Annotated in this window: 16 protein-coding genes; 13 read left to right on the top strand and 3 right to left on the bottom strand. The window is 59.9% G+C overall.

All coding sequences use genetic code 11. The annotated features are described in order from the left end of the window. Positions 1–27 precede the first annotated feature (27 nt). The 3 genes from ROV95_RS05640 to ROV95_RS05650 all read right to left on the bottom strand — a co-directional run bounded on the left by ROV95_RS05640 (position 28) and on the right by ROV95_RS05650 (position 4,045). Entirely contained in the window at positions 28–1,524 is a 1,497-nt protein-coding gene (locus ROV95_RS05640) for a UdgX family uracil-DNA binding protein (RefSeq protein WP_312543433.1), read from the bottom strand. Further along, positions 1,505–2,788 (bottom strand): putative DNA modification/repair radical SAM protein, encoded by a 1,284-nt coding sequence (locus ROV95_RS05645; RefSeq protein WP_312543435.1) that lies wholly within the window; start codon positions 2,786–2,788, stop codon positions 1,505–1,507. The genes ROV95_RS05640 and ROV95_RS05645 overlap by 20 nt, the downstream gene beginning before the upstream one ends. 129 nt (positions 2,789–2,917) lie before the next feature. After that, entirely contained in the window at positions 2,918–4,045 is a 1,128-nt protein-coding gene (locus tag ROV95_RS05650) for a PilT/PilU family type 4a pilus ATPase (RefSeq protein ID WP_049416904.1), read from the bottom strand. 121 nt (positions 4,046–4,166) lie between these two features. On the opposite strand from ROV95_RS05650, the gene ROV95_RS05655 reads away from it, so the two are divergent. The 13 genes from ROV95_RS05655 to ROV95_RS05715 all read left to right on the top strand — a co-directional run bounded on the left by ROV95_RS05655 (position 4,167) and on the right by ROV95_RS05715 (position 20,081). Continuing rightward, entirely contained in the window at positions 4,167–4,532 is a 366-nt protein-coding gene (locus tag ROV95_RS05655) for a DUF4398 domain-containing protein (protein WP_019660954.1), read from the top strand. Continuing rightward, positions 4,529–5,413, top strand: coding sequence for a hypothetical protein (locus ROV95_RS05660; protein WP_312543437.1), 885 nt, complete (start codon positions 4,529–4,531; stop codon positions 5,411–5,413). The genes ROV95_RS05655 and ROV95_RS05660 overlap by 4 nt, the downstream gene beginning before the upstream one ends. 324 nt (positions 5,414–5,737) lie before the next feature. Then, on the top strand, positions 5,738–5,974 hold the full coding sequence (locus ROV95_RS05665) for a YdcH family protein (RefSeq protein ID WP_005407964.1): 237 nt from the start codon (positions 5,738–5,740) through the stop codon (positions 5,972–5,974). Positions 5,975–6,275: 301 nt separating this feature from the next. Beyond that, positions 6,276–7,646, top strand: coding sequence for a pyridoxal-phosphate dependent enzyme (locus tag ROV95_RS05670; protein WP_021202680.1), 1,371 nt, complete (start codon positions 6,276–6,278; stop codon positions 7,644–7,646). Between the two features lie 123 nt (positions 7,647–7,769). Next, positions 7,770–8,942, top strand: a complete 1,173-nt coding sequence (locus tag ROV95_RS05675; protein WP_312543441.1) for a cystathionine gamma-synthase — start codon at positions 7,770–7,772, stop codon at positions 8,940–8,942. Between the two features lie 56 nt (positions 8,943–8,998). Continuing rightward, entirely contained in the window at positions 8,999–9,814 is an 816-nt protein-coding gene (locus ROV95_RS05680; protein WP_312543442.1) for an ABC transporter permease, read from the top strand. Next, entirely contained in the window at positions 9,804–11,234 is a 1,431-nt protein-coding gene (locus ROV95_RS05685) for an ABC transporter ATP-binding protein (RefSeq protein ID WP_312543443.1), read from the top strand. Before ROV95_RS05680 ends, ROV95_RS05685 begins: the two co-directional genes overlap by 11 nt. A 17-nt stretch (positions 11,235–11,251) precedes the next feature. Continuing rightward, complete coding sequence (locus ROV95_RS05690; protein ID WP_312543445.1) at positions 11,252–13,705, top strand: methyltransferase domain-containing protein; 2,454 nt, start codon at positions 11,252–11,254, stop codon at positions 13,703–13,705. Next, positions 13,702–14,898, top strand: a complete 1,197-nt coding sequence (locus ROV95_RS05695; RefSeq protein WP_312543447.1) for a glycosyltransferase family 4 protein — start codon at positions 13,702–13,704, stop codon at positions 14,896–14,898. Before ROV95_RS05690 ends, ROV95_RS05695 begins: the two co-directional genes overlap by 4 nt. A 149-nt stretch (positions 14,899–15,047) precedes the next feature. Then, entirely contained in the window at positions 15,048–17,081 is a 2,034-nt protein-coding gene (locus tag ROV95_RS05700) for a hypothetical protein (protein WP_151458211.1), read from the top strand. A gap of 97 nt (positions 17,082–17,178) precedes the next feature. Further along, a complete protein-coding gene (locus ROV95_RS05705) occupies positions 17,179–18,141 on the top strand; it encodes a glycosyltransferase family 39 protein (protein WP_312543451.1) in 963 nt (320 codons plus the stop codon). Continuing rightward, positions 18,141–18,545 carry a hypothetical protein gene (locus ROV95_RS05710; protein ID WP_151458209.1) on the top strand — a complete coding sequence of 135 codons (405 nt, stop codon included), beginning with the start codon at positions 18,141–18,143 and terminating at the stop codon, positions 18,543–18,545. The genes ROV95_RS05705 and ROV95_RS05710 overlap by 1 nt, the downstream gene beginning before the upstream one ends. 369 nt (positions 18,546–18,914) lie before the next feature. Next, positions 18,915–20,081 carry a nucleotide sugar dehydrogenase gene (locus tag ROV95_RS05715; protein WP_049410588.1) on the top strand — a complete coding sequence of 389 codons (1,167 nt, stop codon included), beginning with the start codon at positions 18,915–18,917 and terminating at the stop codon, positions 20,079–20,081. Positions 20,082–20,120 lie beyond the last annotated feature (39 nt).

Below are 20,120 nucleotides of genomic sequence, written 5' to 3' on the forward strand. Positions count from 1 at the left end.
GCTTCGCTCGCCGGGCGCGGCCCGGCGCTACCGGTCCCCGGTCCGTGGTAGCGCCGGGCCATGCCCGGCGGATGCCCCATCCCCTCGCAACATCTGCCGAAGGTCTTCCCGGAACAGCCGATAGCCGGCCTCGCGGCGTGCATCGTCGGTCTGCCGCAACACCCACGCCGGGTGCACCGTGGCGTAGCCGCGCGTGCCATCTTCGAGGGTGTGCCAGCGTCCGCGGTCGCGTGAGAGGTCGAAGTCACGACCGAATACCGAGGCTGCCGCTGTCGCGCCCAGGCATACGATCACCTGGGGCCGCACACGCGCGATCTCGCCCATCAGCCAGGGGCGGCAGGCCTGGATGTGGCGGCTTTCCGGTCGCTTGTGCAGCCGCACCTTGCCGCTCCGCTCATGGTGGAAGTGCTTCACCGCGTTGGTGAGGTACAGCTGGGCGCGATCGATTCCCAGCTCCGCCAGTGCGCGGTCCAGCACCTGGCCGGCGGGTCCTGCGAACGGCTGCCCGCGCAGATCCTCGGTGTCGCCGGGTTGTTCTCCGACCAGCATCACCTCGGCCCCTGCCGGCCCCTGGCCGAACACGGTCTGCGTGGCCTGCTCCCACAACGGGCACTGGCGGCAGGCGCTGGCCTGTCCGCGCAGATTGTCCAGACTGCTGGCATCGGTTGCCGGCGCCGCAGCGTTCGCACGTGGGCGAATCCTGCGTTGCGGCGCCTGCGCCGGCCGGTCATGCATCTCCTGCACGCGGTCGGCCGCATCGCGCACCAGGCGTGGCAGCAACTGTGCTTCAGGCAGATGGCGCCAGTACTTGGCCGGCATTTCCTGCATCATCATCCGCGTGTTGAGCCGGGCCGGATTGAAGATGCTGGCGTAGTAGGTCTGCCACAGCGACTCGCGTGCATCCTCGGCCGGGGCATCTTCGCGCCGTGCACCGGGGCCGAAGGCAAGCGCCTGCCCATCCCAGGCGACGCTGCGCGAAGGCGTGAGGATGGCCCAGCGCATGCCGGTGAAGCGGCGCGCGAAGAAGGGCGCGACCCGGTCGACGATGTGGTGCTGTGGCTCGAACCAGGCGATGAACGCATCAGGCTGGCCAGGCACCTCGCGGAAGCGCACGAATGCCTTCATCTTGTGCGTGTCACGGCGGACCGCCTGTGCCATGGCCAACGCCCGCAGTACGTCGGCATCGGCGGGGTTTGACAGCACCGAGCGTTCGTCATGGGTGATGCGCCACAGCAACCGGTACAGGAGGGCCATGCGCTGTCCGTCGCGATGGCACAGGCAGGTGGCCGCCAGCTCCAGGAAGTCGCGCGGTACCGTCGGTGCGCCAGCATCGGCCTGTGCGGGCGCCGAGGTGACCGCTGGCGCGTCCAGCAGTGATGCGTCGCTACCCTCGAGCCAGTCCAGCTGCTCCGGCGCGACGCCGCGCAGCAGGGCTTCGCGCGCACCGCTGCGCCAGGCGTCCAGCGACCATGGCGGATCCACTCGCAGCGACCAGCGCTGCGCGTCAGGCCGCGGACGGGGCATCGAACAGCGAACCCTGGCGCGGCGGCGGGGCCAGCTGCGCGCGCAGCGCCGCCGGATCATCCAGTGCTTTGCGCGGGTGATGGTCGGCCAGCAGCACGAACGGCAGCAGCTTGCTCATCGGTGCTTTCAGGCGCGCGATGTCGGCCACGCGCAGCCGCCCGTGACGGCGCGCCATCAGCACGCGCTTGACGTTGCGCACGCCGAGGCCGGGCACGCGCAGCAGCATTTCCTTCGGTGCCCGGTTCAGATCGACCGGAAAGCGCTCGGGGTGGCGGATCGCCCAGGCCATCTTCGGGTCGATATCCAGGTCGAGCATGCCGTCCTGGGTGGTATCGGTAATCTCATCCACGCCGTAGCCGTAGAAGCGCAGCAGCCAGTCAGCCTGGTAAAGGCGATGTTCGCGCTGCAGCGGTGGCGGCTGCAGTGGCAGCTGCCGGCTGGCGTCCGGAATCGGGCTGAACGCGGAGTAGTAGACCCGGCGCATCCGGTAACTGCCGTACAGGCTGTCGGCGCTGGCCAGGATCTGCTGGTCGTTGGCCCCGTCCGCGCCGACGATCATCTGCGTGCTCTGCCCGGCCGGGGCGAAACGGGGAGGGCGCGGGCGTGCGCTGCGGCTGGCCGTCGGCGCCACCGCTGCGGGGGCCTTGCGCGCCTCCTTGGCTTCCTCGATGCGCCAACGCAGTTCGCCCATCGCGCCACGGATGGAATGAACCGTCTTCTCCGGCGCCAAGGCGCTCAGGCCGGCTTCGGTCGGCAGTTCCACGTTGATGGACAGGCGGTCGGCATAGCGCCCGGCACTGGCCAGCAGTTCCGGCGAGGCCTCGGGAATGGTCTTGAGGTGGATGTAGCCGGCGTAGCGGTGTTCTTCGCGCAGTTGCCGGGCCACCTCCACCATCTGCTCCATGGTGTAGTCCGCATTGCGGATGATGCCGCTGGAGAGGAACAGGCCCTCGATATAGTTGCGCTTGTAGAAGTCCAGGGTGAGCGTGACCACCTCGTCTACGCTGAAACGTGCACGCGGCACGTTGCTGGAGACCCGGTTCACGCAGTAGGCGCAGTCGTAGATGCAGAAATTGGTCAGCAGGATCTTCAGCAGCGAAACGCAGCGGCCATCCGGTGTATAGCTGTGGCAGATGCCCATGCCCTCGGTGCTGCCGATACCGCCGCTGGCGCGCGAATCGCGCTTGCCCGAGCCGCTGGAGGCGCAGGAGGCATCGTATTTGGCGGCATCGGCCAGAATGGCCAGCTTGCGGATGGTTTCCATCGAGGAAACCTACGGATGAGCGGTCTCATTGGATGAGACCGCCCCTGAATTCTTCAGGAAACGGGACGGAGGGCATCAAGTCGCACGTGTACAAACGACTTGATCCCCCTCCGTCCCTTTTTCGTGCGGTCAGAAGCCGTGGGTGATGCTGGGTGCGCCTGCCGAGAAATCGGCGTACGGGTCGTGTTCGCCGCTGCTGCCTTCGGACAGGCGGAACTTCAGGGCCAGGCCATCGCGCGAGTCGGCCGCGCGCAGGGCCTCCTCCTGCTCGATGGTGCCAGCCTTGGCCAGCCGGAACAGGCACTGGTCGAAGCTCTCCATGCCTTCCTCCAGCGAGGCTTCCATCGCCGCCTTGATTTCGTGCACCTGGCCGCGGCGCAGCAGGTCGCGGATCATCGGCGTGTTGATCAGCACCTCGGTGGCCGGCAGGCGTCGGCCCTCCTTGTTCTTCACCAGGCGCTGGCTGATCACCGCGCGCAGGTTCAGCGCCAGGTTCATCAGCACGTTCTTGTGCGCGCTTTCCGGGAAGAAGTTGAGGATGCGCTCGATGGTCTGGTCGGCGTTGTTGGAATGCAGGGTCGCCAGGCACAGGTGGCCGGTCTCGGCGAAGGCGATCGCCGCCTCCATCGTTTCCGCATCCAGGATCTCGCCGATCAGGATCACGTCCGGCGCTTCACGCATCGCGTTCTTCAGCGCGTTGTGGAAGGCATGGGTATCCAGGCCGACCTCGCGCTGGTTGACGATCGACATCTTGTGCTTGTGCAGGTACTCGATCGGGTCCTCGATGGTGAGGATGTGACCGGTGGTGGTGCTGTTGCGGTGGTCGATCATCGACGCCAGCGAGGTGGACTTGCCGGAGCCGGTGGACCCCACCACCAGCACCAGCCCGCGCGGGGTCATGATGACGTCCTTCAGCACCTGCGGAAGGTTCAGCTCCTCGATGCTCGGGATGCGGCTGCGGATGGCGCGGATGACCATGCCGACCTCGCCCCGCTGCTTGAACACGTTGACGCGGAAGCGCCCGGCGTCGGGCAGGGCGATGGCCATGTTGAGCTCGAGTTCGCGCTCAAACTGCGGCACCTGGCCCTCGTCCATCAGCGAGTAGGCAATCTTCTTCACCATGCCCGGCGGCAGGCCGGTGTTGCCCAGCGGATAGAGCTTCCCCTCGATCTTGATGTAGACCGGTGCCCCGGTGGTCAAAAACATGTCCGAAGCGTTCTTTTCGGTCATCAGCTTCAGGAAGTAGCCGATATCCATTGCGAATTTTCCCCAACGAAACGGCCGACGCCCGTTGCCAGCACGGTGTCGGCTTGACGACAATGGCCGTGAACCGACAACCGGTACGGCCTCCCCAATGAAACGACTTAGCTTCGCACGAATGCGCCATGGCCTGTATGTGATGGCGTTTGCATTCGCACTGTCTGCCCCCGCCTGGGCGCAGGACGCCGCCCTGGAACTGGCGCAGGCCCGGCAGGCGGTCGACAAGGCCACCCAGGCCGATGCCGACCAGTACGCCCCGGACCTGATCGGGCTGGCCCGGCAGGGGCTGGAGCAGGCCCAGCGCGCCGCAGGCGACCGCCGCGAGCGCAAGAATGCGCCGGCAATGGCCCTGCGCGCCGCCGCCGATGCCGACCTGGCCCGCGTTCGCAGCGAGGAAGCCACCGTCAGCGCGCAGCTGCAGCTGCGCCGCAACGAGGTCAACCAGCTGCAACGCCAGCTGTCGACTGGGGAGGACCGCCGGTGAAGCCGATGACCGCCGCAACCCTGGCCGCGCTGCTGGCGCTGCCGACCCTGGCCATGGCCGCCGACAACCCGATGGTGGCGCAGCTGAGCCAGCGCCTGATGGCCATCCAGGCCAACCCGGATACCGCTGAGCTGGGCGCGTTCGAGCGCATGCAGGCCCAGCAGGCCATCGCCACCCTGGACAAGGCCAAGCGCCGCGACCAGGAGCTGGCCACGTACCTGGCCGAGCGCCGGGTGGAGATTGCCGAGACCGCCGTGCGCACCGCGCTGGCCGCGCGCGAGGTCGACCGCCTGGATCGGACCCGCAGCGACCTGCTGATCGAGGCCAGCCGCCGCGATGCGGCCCGTGCCCGCCAGGAAGCCGAGCAGCTGCGCATGCAGGCGCAGATGCAGGCCGAGGAGGCCGAACGGTTGCGCCAGGCCGCCGAAGCCGAGACCCTGGCCCGCCAGGACGCCGAGAACGCCCTGACCAGCGTGGCCGGCAAGCAGCAGCAGCGCCTCAGCGCCGCCCAGCAGAACGCCGCCAAGCTGGCCCGCGAGGAAGCCGAGCTGGTGTCCGGGCAGAAGCTGCCCGGTTCGAAGTTCGACGCTCGCGGTGAGGTCTTCACCTTCGGTGGTGACGCGTTCGCCGCAGGCGCCTCCAGCCTGTCGGGTGGCGCCCGCAACCAGGCCAAGGCCCTGGCCGAGTACCTGAACATCGGCAAGAAGGGCCGCCTGCGCATCGAGGCCTACGACAGTGCCAACGGCGTGGGCCAGAAGCGTGCCGAAGCGCTGCGCGACGCCCTGGTCGCGGGTGGTGTCGCCAGCAACCGCATCCAGGTCAGCGGCAAGAAGGCCGCGTCCACCCGGGCGCGCTCGGCCGAGGTCATCATTGCCCCGTAATGCATTGATATTGTTTGTTTTTCGTTGTGATGAGCATTCAGCCTGAACCCCGCCCCGGCGGGGTTCGGTCTTTTTGACGCAGGGGTCTTGTACCCCGCCTTGAGCAGGCGTAGGGTCAATCGTCCGGGACGCAATGCCGCGGACCGGACGATGGGAGGGCCGGGCCGATGCAAGCAGGGCGCGAACCGCAGCAGATCGACGTGCGCAGGCCAGTGCCGCAGGTCGTTGCAGGCGTCCAGGTGGCCATCGACCGGCGCTCCTCCATGAACAACGCCCCGTGCCTTTCGGCCGGGGCGTTCGCGTATCTGTCGAAGGAGGTCCATCATGTTTGAAGATCAGCCCCAGAGCGAGATCGACGCACGTCGCGCGCGTGATCCGGAGTTCAGGGCACTCCATGACCAGCACCGCAAGTTGAACAAGAAGTGCATGGACGCGGAGTTGGGTGTACTCCCGATCGATGATGTCACCCTGGGTCGCATGAAGCGCGAGAAGCTGCTGGCCAAGCAACGTCTTCTGCGAATGTACGAAACACCGCTCCCAACGACGTCCCCCACGCTTTGACGCACATCGTCGCGCCCGGAACGGCGTGACCCGGCCATCGATGGCCCTGCCGGGGGCTCCTGCCCCGGCATCGCGGCAGCGCCGATGAGGCGGCCGCGCCAAGGCACCACAGGCGGTGGTGCCTTGGCCTTCAGGCACAACTCACCGATGCGGGCGGCACCGGTCTCCTCGTCGATCCGGGGCCGTCCGCATCCCTTTTTTGCGGGCTTCCGGCCCCGCGGCGCAACGACCTGACATTCATCGCCATCCGACGGATAATCATCGGTCCGGCCCTGCGCGGCGCGAATCGAAAGTCCTCCGAATGCCCATTCATTCTTCCGTCCTCGAACTCATCGGCCAGACCCCGATCGTCAAGGCCCAGCGCCTGGACACCGGCGTCTGCGAGCTCTACCTGAAGCTGGAGAGCGCCAACCCGGGCGGATCGATCAAGGATCGCATCGGCCTGTCGATGATCGAGGCGGCGGAGCAGCGTGGCGACCTGAAGCCGGGCGCGACCCTGGTTGAAGGTACCGCCGGCAACACCGGCCTGGGCCTGGCGCTGGTGGCACAGCAGAAGGGCTACAAGCTGATCCTCGTCGTTCCCGACAAGATGAGCCGCGAGAAGATCTTCAACCTGAAGGCGATGGGCGCCGAAGTGCGCCTGACCCGTTCGGACGTGGCCAAGGGCCATCCGGAGTACTACCAGGACCTGGCCAAGACCATCGCCGAGCAGACCCCGGGCGCCTACTTCATCAACCAGTTCGGCAACCCGGACAATCCGGCAGCGCACGAATTCGGTACCGGCCCGGAGATCCTGGAGCAGATGGGGGGTGACCTCGACGCCATCGTGTTCGGCTGCGGCAGCTCCGGCACCATGACCGGCCTGTCGCGCGCGTTCGCCAAGCTGTCGCCCAAGACCGAGCTGGTGCTGGCCGATCCGGTCGGCTCGATCCTGGCCGAATACATCAACGACGGCGTGCTCAACGACAAGTCGGGCAGCTGGCTGGTGGAGGGCATCGGCGAGGACTTCCTGCCGTCGATCTCCGATTTCAGCCGTGTCAAGAAAGCCTATGCAATCAGCGACGCCGAGAGCTTCCACACCGCGCGCGAGCTGCTGGGCAAGGAAGGCATCCTGGGCGGTTCGTCCACCGGCACCCTGCTGGCCGCAGCGCTGAAGTACTGCAAGGAGCAGACCACGCCGAAGAAGGTGCTGGTACTGGTCTGCGATACCGGCAACAAGTACCTGTCGAAGATGTACAACGACTACTGGATGCTGGACAACGGCTTCCTGCAGCGCCCGCAGCACGGCGACCTGCGCGACCTGATCCTGCGTCCGTACGGCCAGCGCGACACTGTCGTTATTGGCCCGAACGACCTGCTGACCACCGCCTACCAGCGCATGAAGCTGTATGACGTGTCGCAGCTGCCGGTGATGGACGGTGACCAGCTGGTCGGCATCGTCGATGAAAGCGACGTCCTGCTGCATGTCTATGGCGACGAAGCGCGCTTCCGCGACACGGTTGCCACGGCGATGGTCAGCAAGCTGGACCGGCTGGACGTGAAGTCGCCGATCGAGGCCCTGCTGCCGGTGTTCGACCGCGGCCAGGTGGCGATCGTGATGGACGGCGATGCTTTCCTGGGCCTGATCACCCGTATCGACCTGCTGAACTATCTGCGCCGTCGCGTGCAGTAAGCCGCCGATCACGGCAGTTCACCGCTGAATTCCGGTTTATTCGCGTCAAAGCTCGTTAAGGCTGCGCTGATAGACTCCCGATCCTTTGACGGCGCCGCACGTCGGCGCCATTCAGGAAACGACATGTCCAACTCCTCTTCGCCCGACCGCGCGCTGGCCCTGGCTACCCTGGCCATCCACGGCGGTCAGTCGCCCGACCCCAGCACCGGCGCGGTGATGCCACCGATCTACGCCACCTCGACCTATGCCCAGTCCAGCCCGGGCGAGCACCAGGGCTTCGAGTACTCGCGCACGCACAACCCGACCCGTTTCGCCTATGAGCGTTGCGTGGCGTCGCTGGAAGGCGGTACCCGTGGCTTTGCGTTCGCTTCGGGCATGGCGGCCAGCTCGACGGTGATCGAGCTGCTGGACGCCGGCAGCCACGTGGTGGCGATGGACGATATCTACGGCGGCAGCTTCCGCCTGTTCGAGCGCGTGCGTCGCCGCACCGCCGGGCTGGACTTCAGCTTCGTCGACCTGACCGATCTGGCGGCGTTTGAAGCCTCCATCACGTCGAAGACGAAGATGGTGTGGATCGAGACCCCGACCAACCCGATGCTGAAGATCGTGGACATCGCTGCGGTCGCCGCCATCGCCAAGCGCCACGGCCTGATCGTGGTGGTCGACAACACCTTCGCCTCGCCGATGCTGCAGCGCCCGCTGGAGCTGGGCGCGGACCTGGTGCTGCACTCGGCCACCAAGTACCTCAATGGCCACTCGGACATGGTCGGTGGCATGGTCGTGGTCGGCGACAACGCCGAACTGGCCGAGCAGATGGCCTTCCTGCAGAACTCGGTGGGGGGCGTGCAGGGCCCGTTCGACAGCTTCCTGGCGCTGCGTGGCCTGAAGACCCTGCCGCTGCGCATGAAGGCGCACTGCGCCAACGCGCTGGCCTTGGCCCAGTGGCTGGAAAAGCATCCGGCGGTGGAAAAGGTGATCTACCCGGGCCTGCCGTCGCACCCGCAGCATGAGCTGGCGACCCGCCAGATGGGCGGCTACGGCGGCATCGTCTCGATCGTCCTCAAGGGCGGTTTCGAGGCGGCCAAGCGCTTCTGCGAGAAGACCGAGCTGTTCACCCTGGCCGAGTCGCTGGGTGGCGTGGAAAGCCTGGTCAACCATCCGGCGGTGATGACGCACGCTTCGATTCCCGTGGCACGCCGCGAACAGCTGGGCATCAGTGATGCGCTGGTAAGGCTGAGCGTGGGCGTGGAGGATCTGGGGGATCTGCAGGTGGATCTGGAACGGGCGCTGGGTTGAAACGCAGTAGCGTCACTTCATGTGCTTACGCATGACTTCATTGGGAAAATTTTCAGATGAATCGAATTTCTCCCGGAGCGTTGTTGAATTCGCTCTGGACAAATCGTGGAATCGTGTGGTTGCTTGGAAAGAGAGACGTCCAGAGCAAATATAAGGGGTCATTTGCAGGCCTGCTCTGGGCTTTCATCAATCCGCTGCTCATGCTGCTCATCTACACATTTGTCTTCGCTGTAATCTTCAAGGCGCGCTGGCATGGTCAGGTGGGCGACAGCAGGGCGCAGTTTGCACTGGTGATGTTCGTAGGCGTGATTATCCATGGCCTTTTCGCCGAGGTGATCAATCGCGCCCCGGGTATCATTTTTGAGAATACAAACTATGTGACCAAGGTCGTTTTCCCGCTCGAGATGCTGCCAGTCATCAGCCTCGGATCCGCCCTTTTTCACTGTCTTGCCAGCGTATGTGTCCTGCTTGCGGGTCTTGTACTCTGCAACGGCGGTTTGCATTGGCAGGCTGTGTTCTTTCCTGTCGTTGTGACGCCCCTGCTTGTCATTGCGGTCGGTATTGCCTGGATCCTCGCCGCGCTGGGTGTATTCATTCGTGATTTGAAGCAGACAACGACGTTCATCACAACTGCAATGCTGTTTCTTTCGCCGGTCTTCTATCCGCAGTCCGCGTGGCCCGAAAAATACCAGAAGCTGTTCATGTTGAATCCTCTGACCTTCATCATGGAGCAATCCCGGCAGGTTTTGATCTGGGGCAAGTTGCCTGACTTCAAGGGGCTGATCGTCTATTTGATGATTGCCTCCGCTTTCGCTTTCATCGGATTCGCTGTATTCCAAAAAATGCGTAAAGGCTTCGCTGATGTCCTCTGACAATTCGCCCGACCCGTCGCCGGAAGTAGTGATCGATGTATCAGGCCTCGGCAAGTTTTACGAAATCTACGCAGATCCGAAGGATAGGTTGAAGCAATTCGTCCTGCCCGCGCTGGATCGAGCGCTGGGTGGCGAACCCAAGCACTACTATCGCGAATTCTGGGCGCTGAAGGATGTCTCGTTCAGTGTGCGTCGTGGCGAAACCGTTGGCATCATCGGTCGCAACGGTTCGGGAAAGTCGACTCTGCTGCAGCTTGTCTGTGGCACGTTGAGTCCGTCTGTGGGTGAGGTAAAAACAACCGGGCGAATCGCGGCGCTTCTTGAGTTGGGATCAGGGTTCAACCCTGAGTTCACCGGGAAAGAAAATGTAATGCTAAGTGGCGCGTTGTTCGGACTGACTGCCGAACAGATGGAGAGGCGCTACCCTGACATCGTTGAGTTTTCCGGAATTTCCGATTTCATAGATCAGCCGGTCAAGACATATTCAAGTGGTATGGTTGTGCGCTTGGCATTCTCGGTTATTGCACATGTCGATGCGGATATCCTCGTCGTCGATGAAGCGTTGTCCGTAGGAGACGCCTATTTCACCCAGAAGTGCATGAGATTCCTCCGGTCATTCATGAAGCGCGGGACTCTGCTTTTCTGCAGTCATGATATGGGGGCTGTCATCAATCTCTGCGAACGCGCAATCTGGTTGGACAAGGGCGATCTCCGCATGAATGGTGCGCCCAAGGAGCTGTCCCAGGCGTATCTTGCATCGCTTTTCGAGCCAGAATCTGCTGGCACGCCGGTGGTTGCGGCTGAACCTATTCTGGATGAGTTGGAAGAAACAGCGGAGAAGCCACGTGCTGCGACCGACGCCTTTGTCGAGGTCGCACCTGTTGAATACGTGGACATGAGGCAGTCGCTGATCGATGCGTCCAATCTGCGCAACGACATTCAGGTTTTCCAGTTCGACGAGAACCGGGCCTCGTTCGGAACAGGTGCCGCCACCATCACCTCTGTGCAACTGCTGGATGCTGGTGGCAATCCGGTTAACTGGGCCGTTGGAGGGCGGGACGTTACTCTGCAGGTCACTGTCCGGACTAGGGACGAGATTCATCGGCCGATTGTCGGGTTTGTTGTCAAGGATAAACTGGGCCAGATCATCTTCGCGGACAATACTTACCTGTCACAGCGAGACCTGGATATGAAGGTGCCACCGGAAACAACGCTGGTTGCCTCCTTCAATTTTACCTTCCCGGTATTACCTGGTGGGGAATACAGTATTTCACCTGCGGTCGCAGAAGGCACCCAGGCTGATCATGTCCAGCACCAGTGGATTCATGATGCCCTGATCCTCCACGTTCAATCGAGTGCCGTATGTCTCGGCCTGTTTGGCGTACCAATGCGCAGGATCGAAATGGAGATAAAGTCGTGATTAATGGTTCTGTGCCCATGTCCGAACACCATCTGGACTTCACCGGAGAACGCTTCATCCCGGGTGTGACCGGTGAGATCGAGATGGAACATTACCATCGATATCACCTGGCTTGCGAAATCATTGCTGGTAAGCACGTGCTGGACATTGCATGTGGAGAAGGCTACGGCTCCGCCTTGATGGCCCGACATGCTCAGAAAGTAATTGGCGTTGACATTGATCCTGGTGCCGTAGACCACGCTCGTGACGCATACAGGTCCGGCAATCTCGAATTCCATTGCGGCTCCTGCACAGCAATCCCTTTGCCTGATGCTAGCGTCGACGTCGTCGTCAGTTTCGAGACAATCGAGCACCATGATCAGCACCATGAAATGATGAGGGAAATCGTCCGTGTCCTTCGTCCCGACGGAGTGCTGATGATATCCAGTCCGGATCGTGTCGAGTATTCGGAGAAACCGGCATTCCACAATGAATTCCATGTCAAGGAGTTGGATCGTGCCGAGCTCGAGGAGTTGATTCTTCAGTACTTCCCAGCCTTCGAACTTTACGGTCAGCGCACCACCATGGCTTCGATGATCGGGCGGATCAGGCCGATCAGCCCGGTTGCTTCGGATCGTGCCGATGCGATCCGCCACTACTGGAGCGAAGAGGGCGGGCTTCTTGAAGAAGCGCAGAATGCGCAGATGCCTCGCCAGCCCGTCTACTTCGTTGCGCTTGCGTCTGCGGGGGAGATCCCGCGGTTACCTCAGTCCGTGTTTGAGGTTGCTGGCTACGTTGAGACGCGCGTTCGACAGGTGGCCAATGACTATCAGTGCGAGATTGCGAGGATAGCTCTTGAGCGCGACCAGATGCTTGTCGACAAGGATCAGGCGTGGGGACAGCGAGTTGAGCAGGTCGCCGCAGATTATAGGATGGAGATTGAACGAATCTCAATTGAGCGCGACCAGGCGCTTCTGGCCGAGGACAGTGATTGGAAGGCTGAAGTAAATAAGGTCGCAGCTGAGTATCAGGAGATGCTGCGGAGTATGGAGGGTGCGCGTGATTATGCTGTCCATGAAGAGAAGGCGCAGCGTCATCTCAATGAGGTGTCACAAGCTAAAAGGGCGCAGTTCGAGAAATCTCTCCCTCTGGTGAGCCTTATTGTTGTCAATTACAATGGCAAGCGTTTCCTGCAGCCGCTCTTGGAGAGCATCGAGAAGCTCGAGTATCCCCGATTTGAAGTAATTTTCGTCGATAATGCGTCGTCTGATGACTCCGTGGGCTATGTTGGATCTGCCTTCCCTTGGGTTCGCATCATCGAATCAAGGAAAAATCTGGGTTTTGCAGGTGGAAACAACCTTGGCATGACCCACGCAAATGGTGAGCTGATTGGGCTGATCAACAACGATACCGTAGTCGATCCGCTGTGGCTCTCGGCTTTGGTCGAGGAGCTGATGTCCCATCCGGCGGCATCAGCTGCTGGATCGAAGATTCTTTTCTTCCGGCGGTATGTCGAGCTCAACATCCAGAGCGGGGCATTCCGCCCGAGCGAAGCAGGTGGTTCGGGCGACACTCGAGAACTTGGCGTGCTTGTTGACGATGAGAGTTGCTTCATCGGAAGTGGTTACCGAAAGCTGATATATTCCGACGGCTTCTGGGGTCCGGAGTATCACGGTTCCAGAAAGGTCAACTGGACAAATGGTGACGCAACGCTACGAATCCCTTTGCCGCCAGAACCGACGGGCGGAAGTTTCAAGTTGAAGCTGGTGCTCTCTGGCTCTGAGATGGGAGGGGGCGGCGAGTTTACTGTCAAGGCAGGCGGGCGTCAGCTGGCATCTGGGCGGCTTGAGACAGGCTTCAAAGAATTCGTTTTTGACTGTGATGCAAGCTTCCTGACGGGTCTGGCGTTTGATGTGATCAACAATGCTGGAACCAACTTGAATGACAGCGGTGAAGCTGGCGATCGTGGCATCTACGAGGTGGACACCGGCCAGTTTGACGCCGCTGAGAACGTCAACGCGCTGTGTGGTGCATCGATGCTGATGCGGCGATCGGCATTGATCGAGGCCGGCTTGTTCGATTCCAGCTTCTTCATGTATTACGAGGATACAGATCTCTGCTGGCGTCTTCGCAAGGCGGGAGGCAGTCTCCGTTATGTTCCTGATAGTGTGGTTCGTCATGTACATACCGGGTCCAGTGTCGAATGGTCACCGACGTTCATCTTTTATGTGTCGAGAAACCACGTCTTGATCAAGATCAAGCATGCTCATGTATATGTAGCGGCAGCCGCATATGCGAGGGAGTTCGCCCGGTGCCTGCGGGCGTCCGTCGCTGCGGTGCGGCGCGGATTCCGGAACGAGAGATGCAATGCAGAGCTTCGTCTTCGACTTCGCATCCAGTATGGATTGCTCAAGCTCGCCCCCCTGGCCTTGCTGCACCGCTGGACCGGACACTTGCGCGCGACTGATATGATTGGGGCTAGAGCACGATGAAAGTTGGTATCTATAATCGCTATTGGTCCACGATGGGCGGTGGCGAGAAGCACGTCGGAACCATCGCAGAAGTATTGTTGTCTGAGGGCTACGAGGTTGACCTGATTCGCGTTGGTCCAGTTGATGAGGTCGAGTTCTGCCAGCGTATGAATCTGAAGCTTGATGGCGCGCGATGGGTGGACTGGCCTGCACAGTCGTGCGCCGAGCTCGCGCCCAGAAGTGCTGATTATGACTTGTTCATCAATTCAACCTATTGTTCGTCGATGGTCTCGCAGGCAGCCAGGTCGATCTATCTGGTGTTCTTCCCCCACGAGTTGGTTGAAAGCTCACGCGTCGCTCGCTTCCTGCAGCGGGCGGCAGGAAAGTTGAGTCGCGAGGGATTTCCGCGCTTTAGGCGTATTGCTAATAATGCAAGAAAGCTCGTTCGAGGCCATGTCTCGAAAGACCTGCGCCCTTTTATCGACAGTTACGATGTACCGTTGGCCAATTCAGAATTCACGGCTGCCTGGGTAGAGAAGCGTTGGGCGCGTAAAGCGGATGTTCTACCGCCCCCGATCGATACCGAACGATTCGCTGGAATTGAACTCGACGGCAAGAAAAGGGTAATCCTGAGCGTCGGGCGTTTCTTTGCCGGTGGGCATAACAAAAAGCACGTGGAACTCATTGGTGCCTTCAGGGGTATGTGCGACGCTGGCATGGTGCCAGAGGGGTGGGAGTACCACCTCGCGGGCAGTGTACATGCGGATACAGCCGCCCATCGAGAGTACTTTGAGCGGGTGAATGAGCTTGCTTGCGGTTACCCTATCAGAATCATGGGCAACCTTACTGCCAGAGAGTTGCTGGAGGAGTACTCCGTGGCCTCGATCTTTTGGCATGGTGCTGGCTGGGGTGAGTCGGAAACTATCGAACCGGAGAAGCTGGAGCACTTCGGCATGACAGCATGCGAGGCGATGGCTGCTGGTGCAATCCCAATCGTTGTTCCTATGGGGGGGCCGAAGGAAATCGTCACAGATGGCGTCGACGGATTCCACTTCCGTAGTGCGGATGACCTGCGCTTGAAAACCCGAGATTTGATGGCGCTGTACGGAACCGGAGCGCAGATCGAACTGGCCGAGAGGGCCCGTCAGAGCGTGGCCAAGTACTCAAATTCGAGTTTTCGAAACGGGTTCATGAAAATCATGCGCCGTCGTTGACAGTTGCGGAGGAGGAGTGCGCTGGCGCGTTGCTCCGTTGGTAGGCGGTTAAAGGACTGCATTGGTCGGGCTTGATTGCCTGAAAGTTTATGCAACGTGCATTTCCGCCATTCGTAGAGTCTAAGTGTGTTAGCGAAGAGAGATTCTTGATGAATGCAATTTCGGTCGGTTGCGAGAAGGCTAGGGGCCTGATTGCATTCACACTTTTCCTGTTTGTTGGTGTCGCCTTCTATCAATTGAGGGCAAATTCTTATCTCACGGCAGTGCCGGGCGATCTGATCGACGCAAGATTCAACTCGGTGGTGCTTGAGCACGTCTATCAATGGCTGCGAGGAGACGTAGAGTCTCTGTGGAGTCCGGGGTTCTTCTATCCTGTGAAGGACGTCCTGGCGCTCAGCGATAACCATTTCGGTTCTATTCTTCCTTATGCCCTGCTTCGCCTTCTTGGGTTTGAGCGGGAGCCGGCGCTTGCGCTCTGGTTGATGCTTGGAGGTATTCTGAACTATGTGCTTGCATACGTCGCATTCAGACGTTTGAAGCTCAGGCATTCAGGTGCCGCGGCTGCTGCGTTTGTCTTCGCGTTCTCCCTCCCGGTTCTGGCCCAGCAGGCCCACGCGCAATTTGCGTTTCGCATGTTCGTGCCGTTGGTATTTGTCACCTTCTATGCCTGGTTGGAGTCAGGAAAAACGTCATCTCTGGCGTGGACTGCCGTCTGGCTCATGGCGCAGTTCTACTGTGCAATCTATACCGGTGTCTTCGCTGTCTATCTTCTGATCGCGATGGTTGTCGGCTGGCTGTTACTGGGCAAGGCAGGGGCTATCCGCCGGAGCGTCATGCAGAGTGTCAGTAGAACCAATTTGTTTGGGACGCTAGCATCTGCATCCGTAGTACTTGTGTGCGGCGCGGCTGTGTTTGCATTGCTCGCAAAATACAAGCAAGTCACGCTCGCCCATGGGTTTGAGCGACCTCGCGATGAGATTCTCGGTATGCTCCCCAGGGTCTGGAGCTACCTGATTTCAGATTTTTCCAAGCTAAGCCATGTTGTCGGCGGATCGATCACCGACATTTCAATGCGGCATGAGCATCAGCTTTTCATCGGAGTGGGCGTTCTGCTCTTCTGTTTGGTGGGTGCACTGGTTGCGCTTCGCAGGATCGAGTACACCGATATTGGCCGGTTGGCGTTTGTGTCCTTACTGTTGCTGGTGGCTGGAACCCTGAATGTTAGTAATTTCTCCATCTATCGACTCTTCCTGCACGTTCCTGGGATCGACTCAATACGAGCTGTAACCCGTGTGATGCTGGTCATGGTCGTGCCTCTCGGTATCCTTGCAGGTATTGGTTTCCAGCGTGTTCTCACGCTTCTTGAGCGACGCGGTGCCCTTCGTCTTTGCATTGGAGGTCTGCTGGCGGTCGTTCTTCTGGTTGCAGAGTCAAGTACCTTTGAGGCGGGCAACGCAAGCTTCGCTGCCTGGCGGGCCAGACAGGCGAACTTTGAATCGAGGGTGCCTGCCGGGGCGGTTCGCGGGAGCGTGATCATGGCGGATCGATCATCAGATTCTCCATATCTCGATGACCTGGACGCGATGATCTATGCTCAGGATCATGGAATGGCTTCCATTAATGGATATTCCGGCTACGTGCCGCCTGGCGCTGGCGTGGCTGGAAGCTGTGAAAGCGCGGAGAGTTTCGTCCGCACACAGATTCAGTTTGGGCGAGTGAATGCGACTCAGGCGCAGCAGCTTCTGGATAGGATCGTGATGGTTCCCAAGCAAGAATGCGTTGGCGGACGATTGGCACGATTTTCGGGCCGGATCCCGGCAGGGGTCGCGCGCAATGTCAGCATTGCAATCGCAAGTGTGATCTATGATGAGGGCGGGGCGAGGGTCACTGTAACTATCCATAACGGATCTTCCCAGGACATCAGTACCCTTGAGGTGGCTGGACGCAATGTTCGCCTCTCATGGCGGGTCGTGCAGCCCGGTGAGGACAAGGCACCCCCGGGATGGGATACCCGCCAGGACTTGATGCTACAGTTGGCGCCGGGTGAATCGGCCAACGTGGAATTCCACGCCAGTGGATTGAACCGTGGGGCAGGAACCTTGCAGGCGAATTTGGTTCAGGAGACTGTTTTCTGGTTCAGCGACGAGGGAATGACGGTTGCCTCAACCCCGCTGAACCGCTGAGGGAACGCGGTTGGCTCCAGCCTCTGCGGGCCTCATTCATGCGGTCAGGGGAGGAGGGATGCGGGTCTCAGGAAGGTATTTCGCTGCAGCGGCTTTCGTGGTCTACCTGTTGGCGGGAGTCCTGATTTACTCGGATTACGCTGTCTCTTGGGATGAGCCAACGTCCCGGATGAATGGACTGGTCAACCTCAAGTATGTTGATGGCGTGGTGGGTTCGGGAGCTTTGCAGGAGGAGCTCAGATCGATACCCGACCTTTCAACGTGGCAGGACAGAGATTATGCAGTAGCCTTTGAGCTTCCGCTTGCCGCGGCAGAGCGGTTGACTGGGGTAGAGGGGGAGCGGATCTGGCCGCTAAGGCATCTGTTGACATTGGTGCTCTCTGCCTTGGGTGTTTTCGCCATCTATCGAACAGCCCGGCTTGCATACGCGAACCAGGCCGTCGCGCTCGCAGCGGCGATTTTAATGGCGCTTTCTCCCAGAGTTTTTGCTGAGTCGTTTTACAATTCCAAGGATATTGCGTTCATGGCTGCAATGGCCATATCGACGTGGACGTTGACGAGGGTGCTGATTTCCGGGCGTGTCGAAGCAATGGTCCTCCATGGAGTGGCCACGGGGTTTGCTATCGATATCCGAATCATGGGGGTCGTGCTTCTGCCCCTGACTATTATTCTACTTGTTATTCAGATGGTACAGGCAAAGAGATCCGGCGGCCATGTGTTCAGGTTGTTCCTGCTTTACACCTTTTGCACTGCGGCTGCCGTCTACGTAATGTTTCCATTCCTCTGGGGGGGCGCCTGTTCGGAATTTCATTTCGCTTTTGAACGAATGGCGCATCTCCGGTGGGATAATGAGGTCCTCTACCTCGGTCGTGTGTACCAAGCGACTGATCTTCCTTGGCACAACCTCCCGGTCTGGATAGCAATAACCACGCCGCCGGCAGTCCTAGTTCTGGCCGCGATTGGTACTGCTTCTGCGTTGGTCCAAATAGTGCGTCGGGGCGAGAGGATTGAACTGGCGATCGCCTATCTTTATTCGCCGTGCAGATCGGTTGGATGGTGATGGCGCACCCCCTGCAGAAGGTCTACTTCAACCTTCTTGCGGGCTCTGATTGGAAGCGACGATTTGAGGTCGATTACTGGGGGCTGGCAAACAGATCCGCGATCGAGTCTGTAGTTGATCTGAAGGGTGGACGGTTGATTTCAATAAAGGCCGTCAGTAGGACACCACTTGATATGGCGTTGCTGGATATGCCACCGGATTATCGAAAGCGCGTGGTCATTGTAGATGATAATGCGAGACCAGAGTTCATTCTTGACAACTATCGTGGCGCTTCGATTTGCGCGGATTCGTGCTTTTCAGGGGGCTACGAAGAGTATTTCCGGAAGCAGGTGGCGGGTGAGGACGTTGTGTTATGTAGTTCCCTTCGCTGGTCGAATTGCACTGGATGTGGCGGCCAGAATTGAGCTTCTTATCATGGAGTGTTCACCAGTGGTCGGTGGTGTCAGCGCTAGGGTTCGGATAAGAAATGGTTCAGATTCGATCTTGAAAACCATCGAGACTGAAGGGTGAAATGTTCGGCTTTCTTGGCGCTGGGTGCCTGTTGAAGGTAATTGCGCGCCGCCGGGTTGGGACGCACGCAAGGATCTTTCGCTTGAGCTATCGCCCGGGAAGGCGGTAGATGTTTCCTTCAACGCTGAGGCGCCTCCCGATCACTACATGCTTGAAGTAAGCTTGGTTCAGGAGTTGGTCTTCTGGTTCCACGACGAAGGCATGAGAGTGCCTAGGATGCTCGTGGTCATGTGATGCTTGGCAATACTGATAGAGAGACTATTGTGAAGATTGCGGTTGCGGGTACGGGTTACGTGGGATTGTCCAATGGTGTGCTTCTTGCTCGCCAGCATGAAGTTGTTGCTGTCGATGTCGTTGAAGAAAAAGTCAAGTTGCTCAACAGAGGCGTGTCTCCGATTGCCGACCCTGAGCTCGAGGCCGCATTGCAGGGCGGCGGGCTTGATTTCCGGGCGACACTGGATCCGGTCGATGCGTATGCTGGAGCAGCATTCGTCATCATTTCCACGCCTACCGATTACGACCCCGAAACAAATTACTTCAACACTTCGTCGATCGAATCGGTGATTTCTCAGGTGCTACAGATTGCTCCTGAGGCTACCATGGTCATCAAGTCCACCATTCCGGTTGGTTACGTGGAGAGTGTGCGAGCCAAGTTCGGGACCCGGAACATCATTTTCTCGCCAGAGTTCCTGCGAGAAGGGCGTGCTCTACATGACAATCTGCATCCTTCTCGGATCATCGTTGGCGAGAAGTCCGAGCGCGCGGAGATATTTGCGGCCCTACTGAGCGATGCGGCGATCAAGAAGGATGTTCCCATCCTGTTTACTGATCCAACCGAAGCGGAGGCAATCAAGCTTTTTGCCAACACCTACCTGGCCATGCGGGTATCGTACTTCAATGAACTGGATAGTTATGCTGTCAGCCACGGGCTGGATAGCAAGCAGATCATCCGGGGCGTAAGCCTGGATCCACGCATTGGTGGACACTACAACAACCCTTCTTTCGGATACGGCGGCTACTGCCTTCCGAAGGACACAAAGCAGTTGTTGGCGAACTACAGCAGCGTTCCTCAGAATCTGATCCGCGCGATTGTTGAATCCAATACCACGCGAAAGGATTTCATTGCCGAGCAGATCCTCAAGCGCAAGCCCAAGGTTGTTGGCGTCTACCGTCTGATCATGAAAAGCGGTTCAGACAACTTCCGCTCTTCAAGCATCCAAGGCGTGATGAAGCGCATAAAGAGCAAGGGAGTAGAGGTAATTGTCCATGAACCGAACTGCCCGGATCCAGAATTCTTCCGGTCGAGAGTCGTCAATGATCTGGCTCTCTTCAAGCGCGAGGCCGATGTGATCATCAGCAATCGTATGTCTTCCGAACTTGATGACGTCTCAGACAAGGTCTATACCCGGGACCTGTTCGGAGACAACTGAATCTGCTGGAAGCAGGGCACCCTGGGGGTGCCCTGCCCA

The organism is Stenotrophomonas maltophilia group sp. msm1, from assembly GCF_032025805.1.
GTDB classification, from domain to species: domain Bacteria; phylum Pseudomonadota; class Gammaproteobacteria; order Xanthomonadales; family Xanthomonadaceae; genus Stenotrophomonas; species Stenotrophomonas hibiscicola.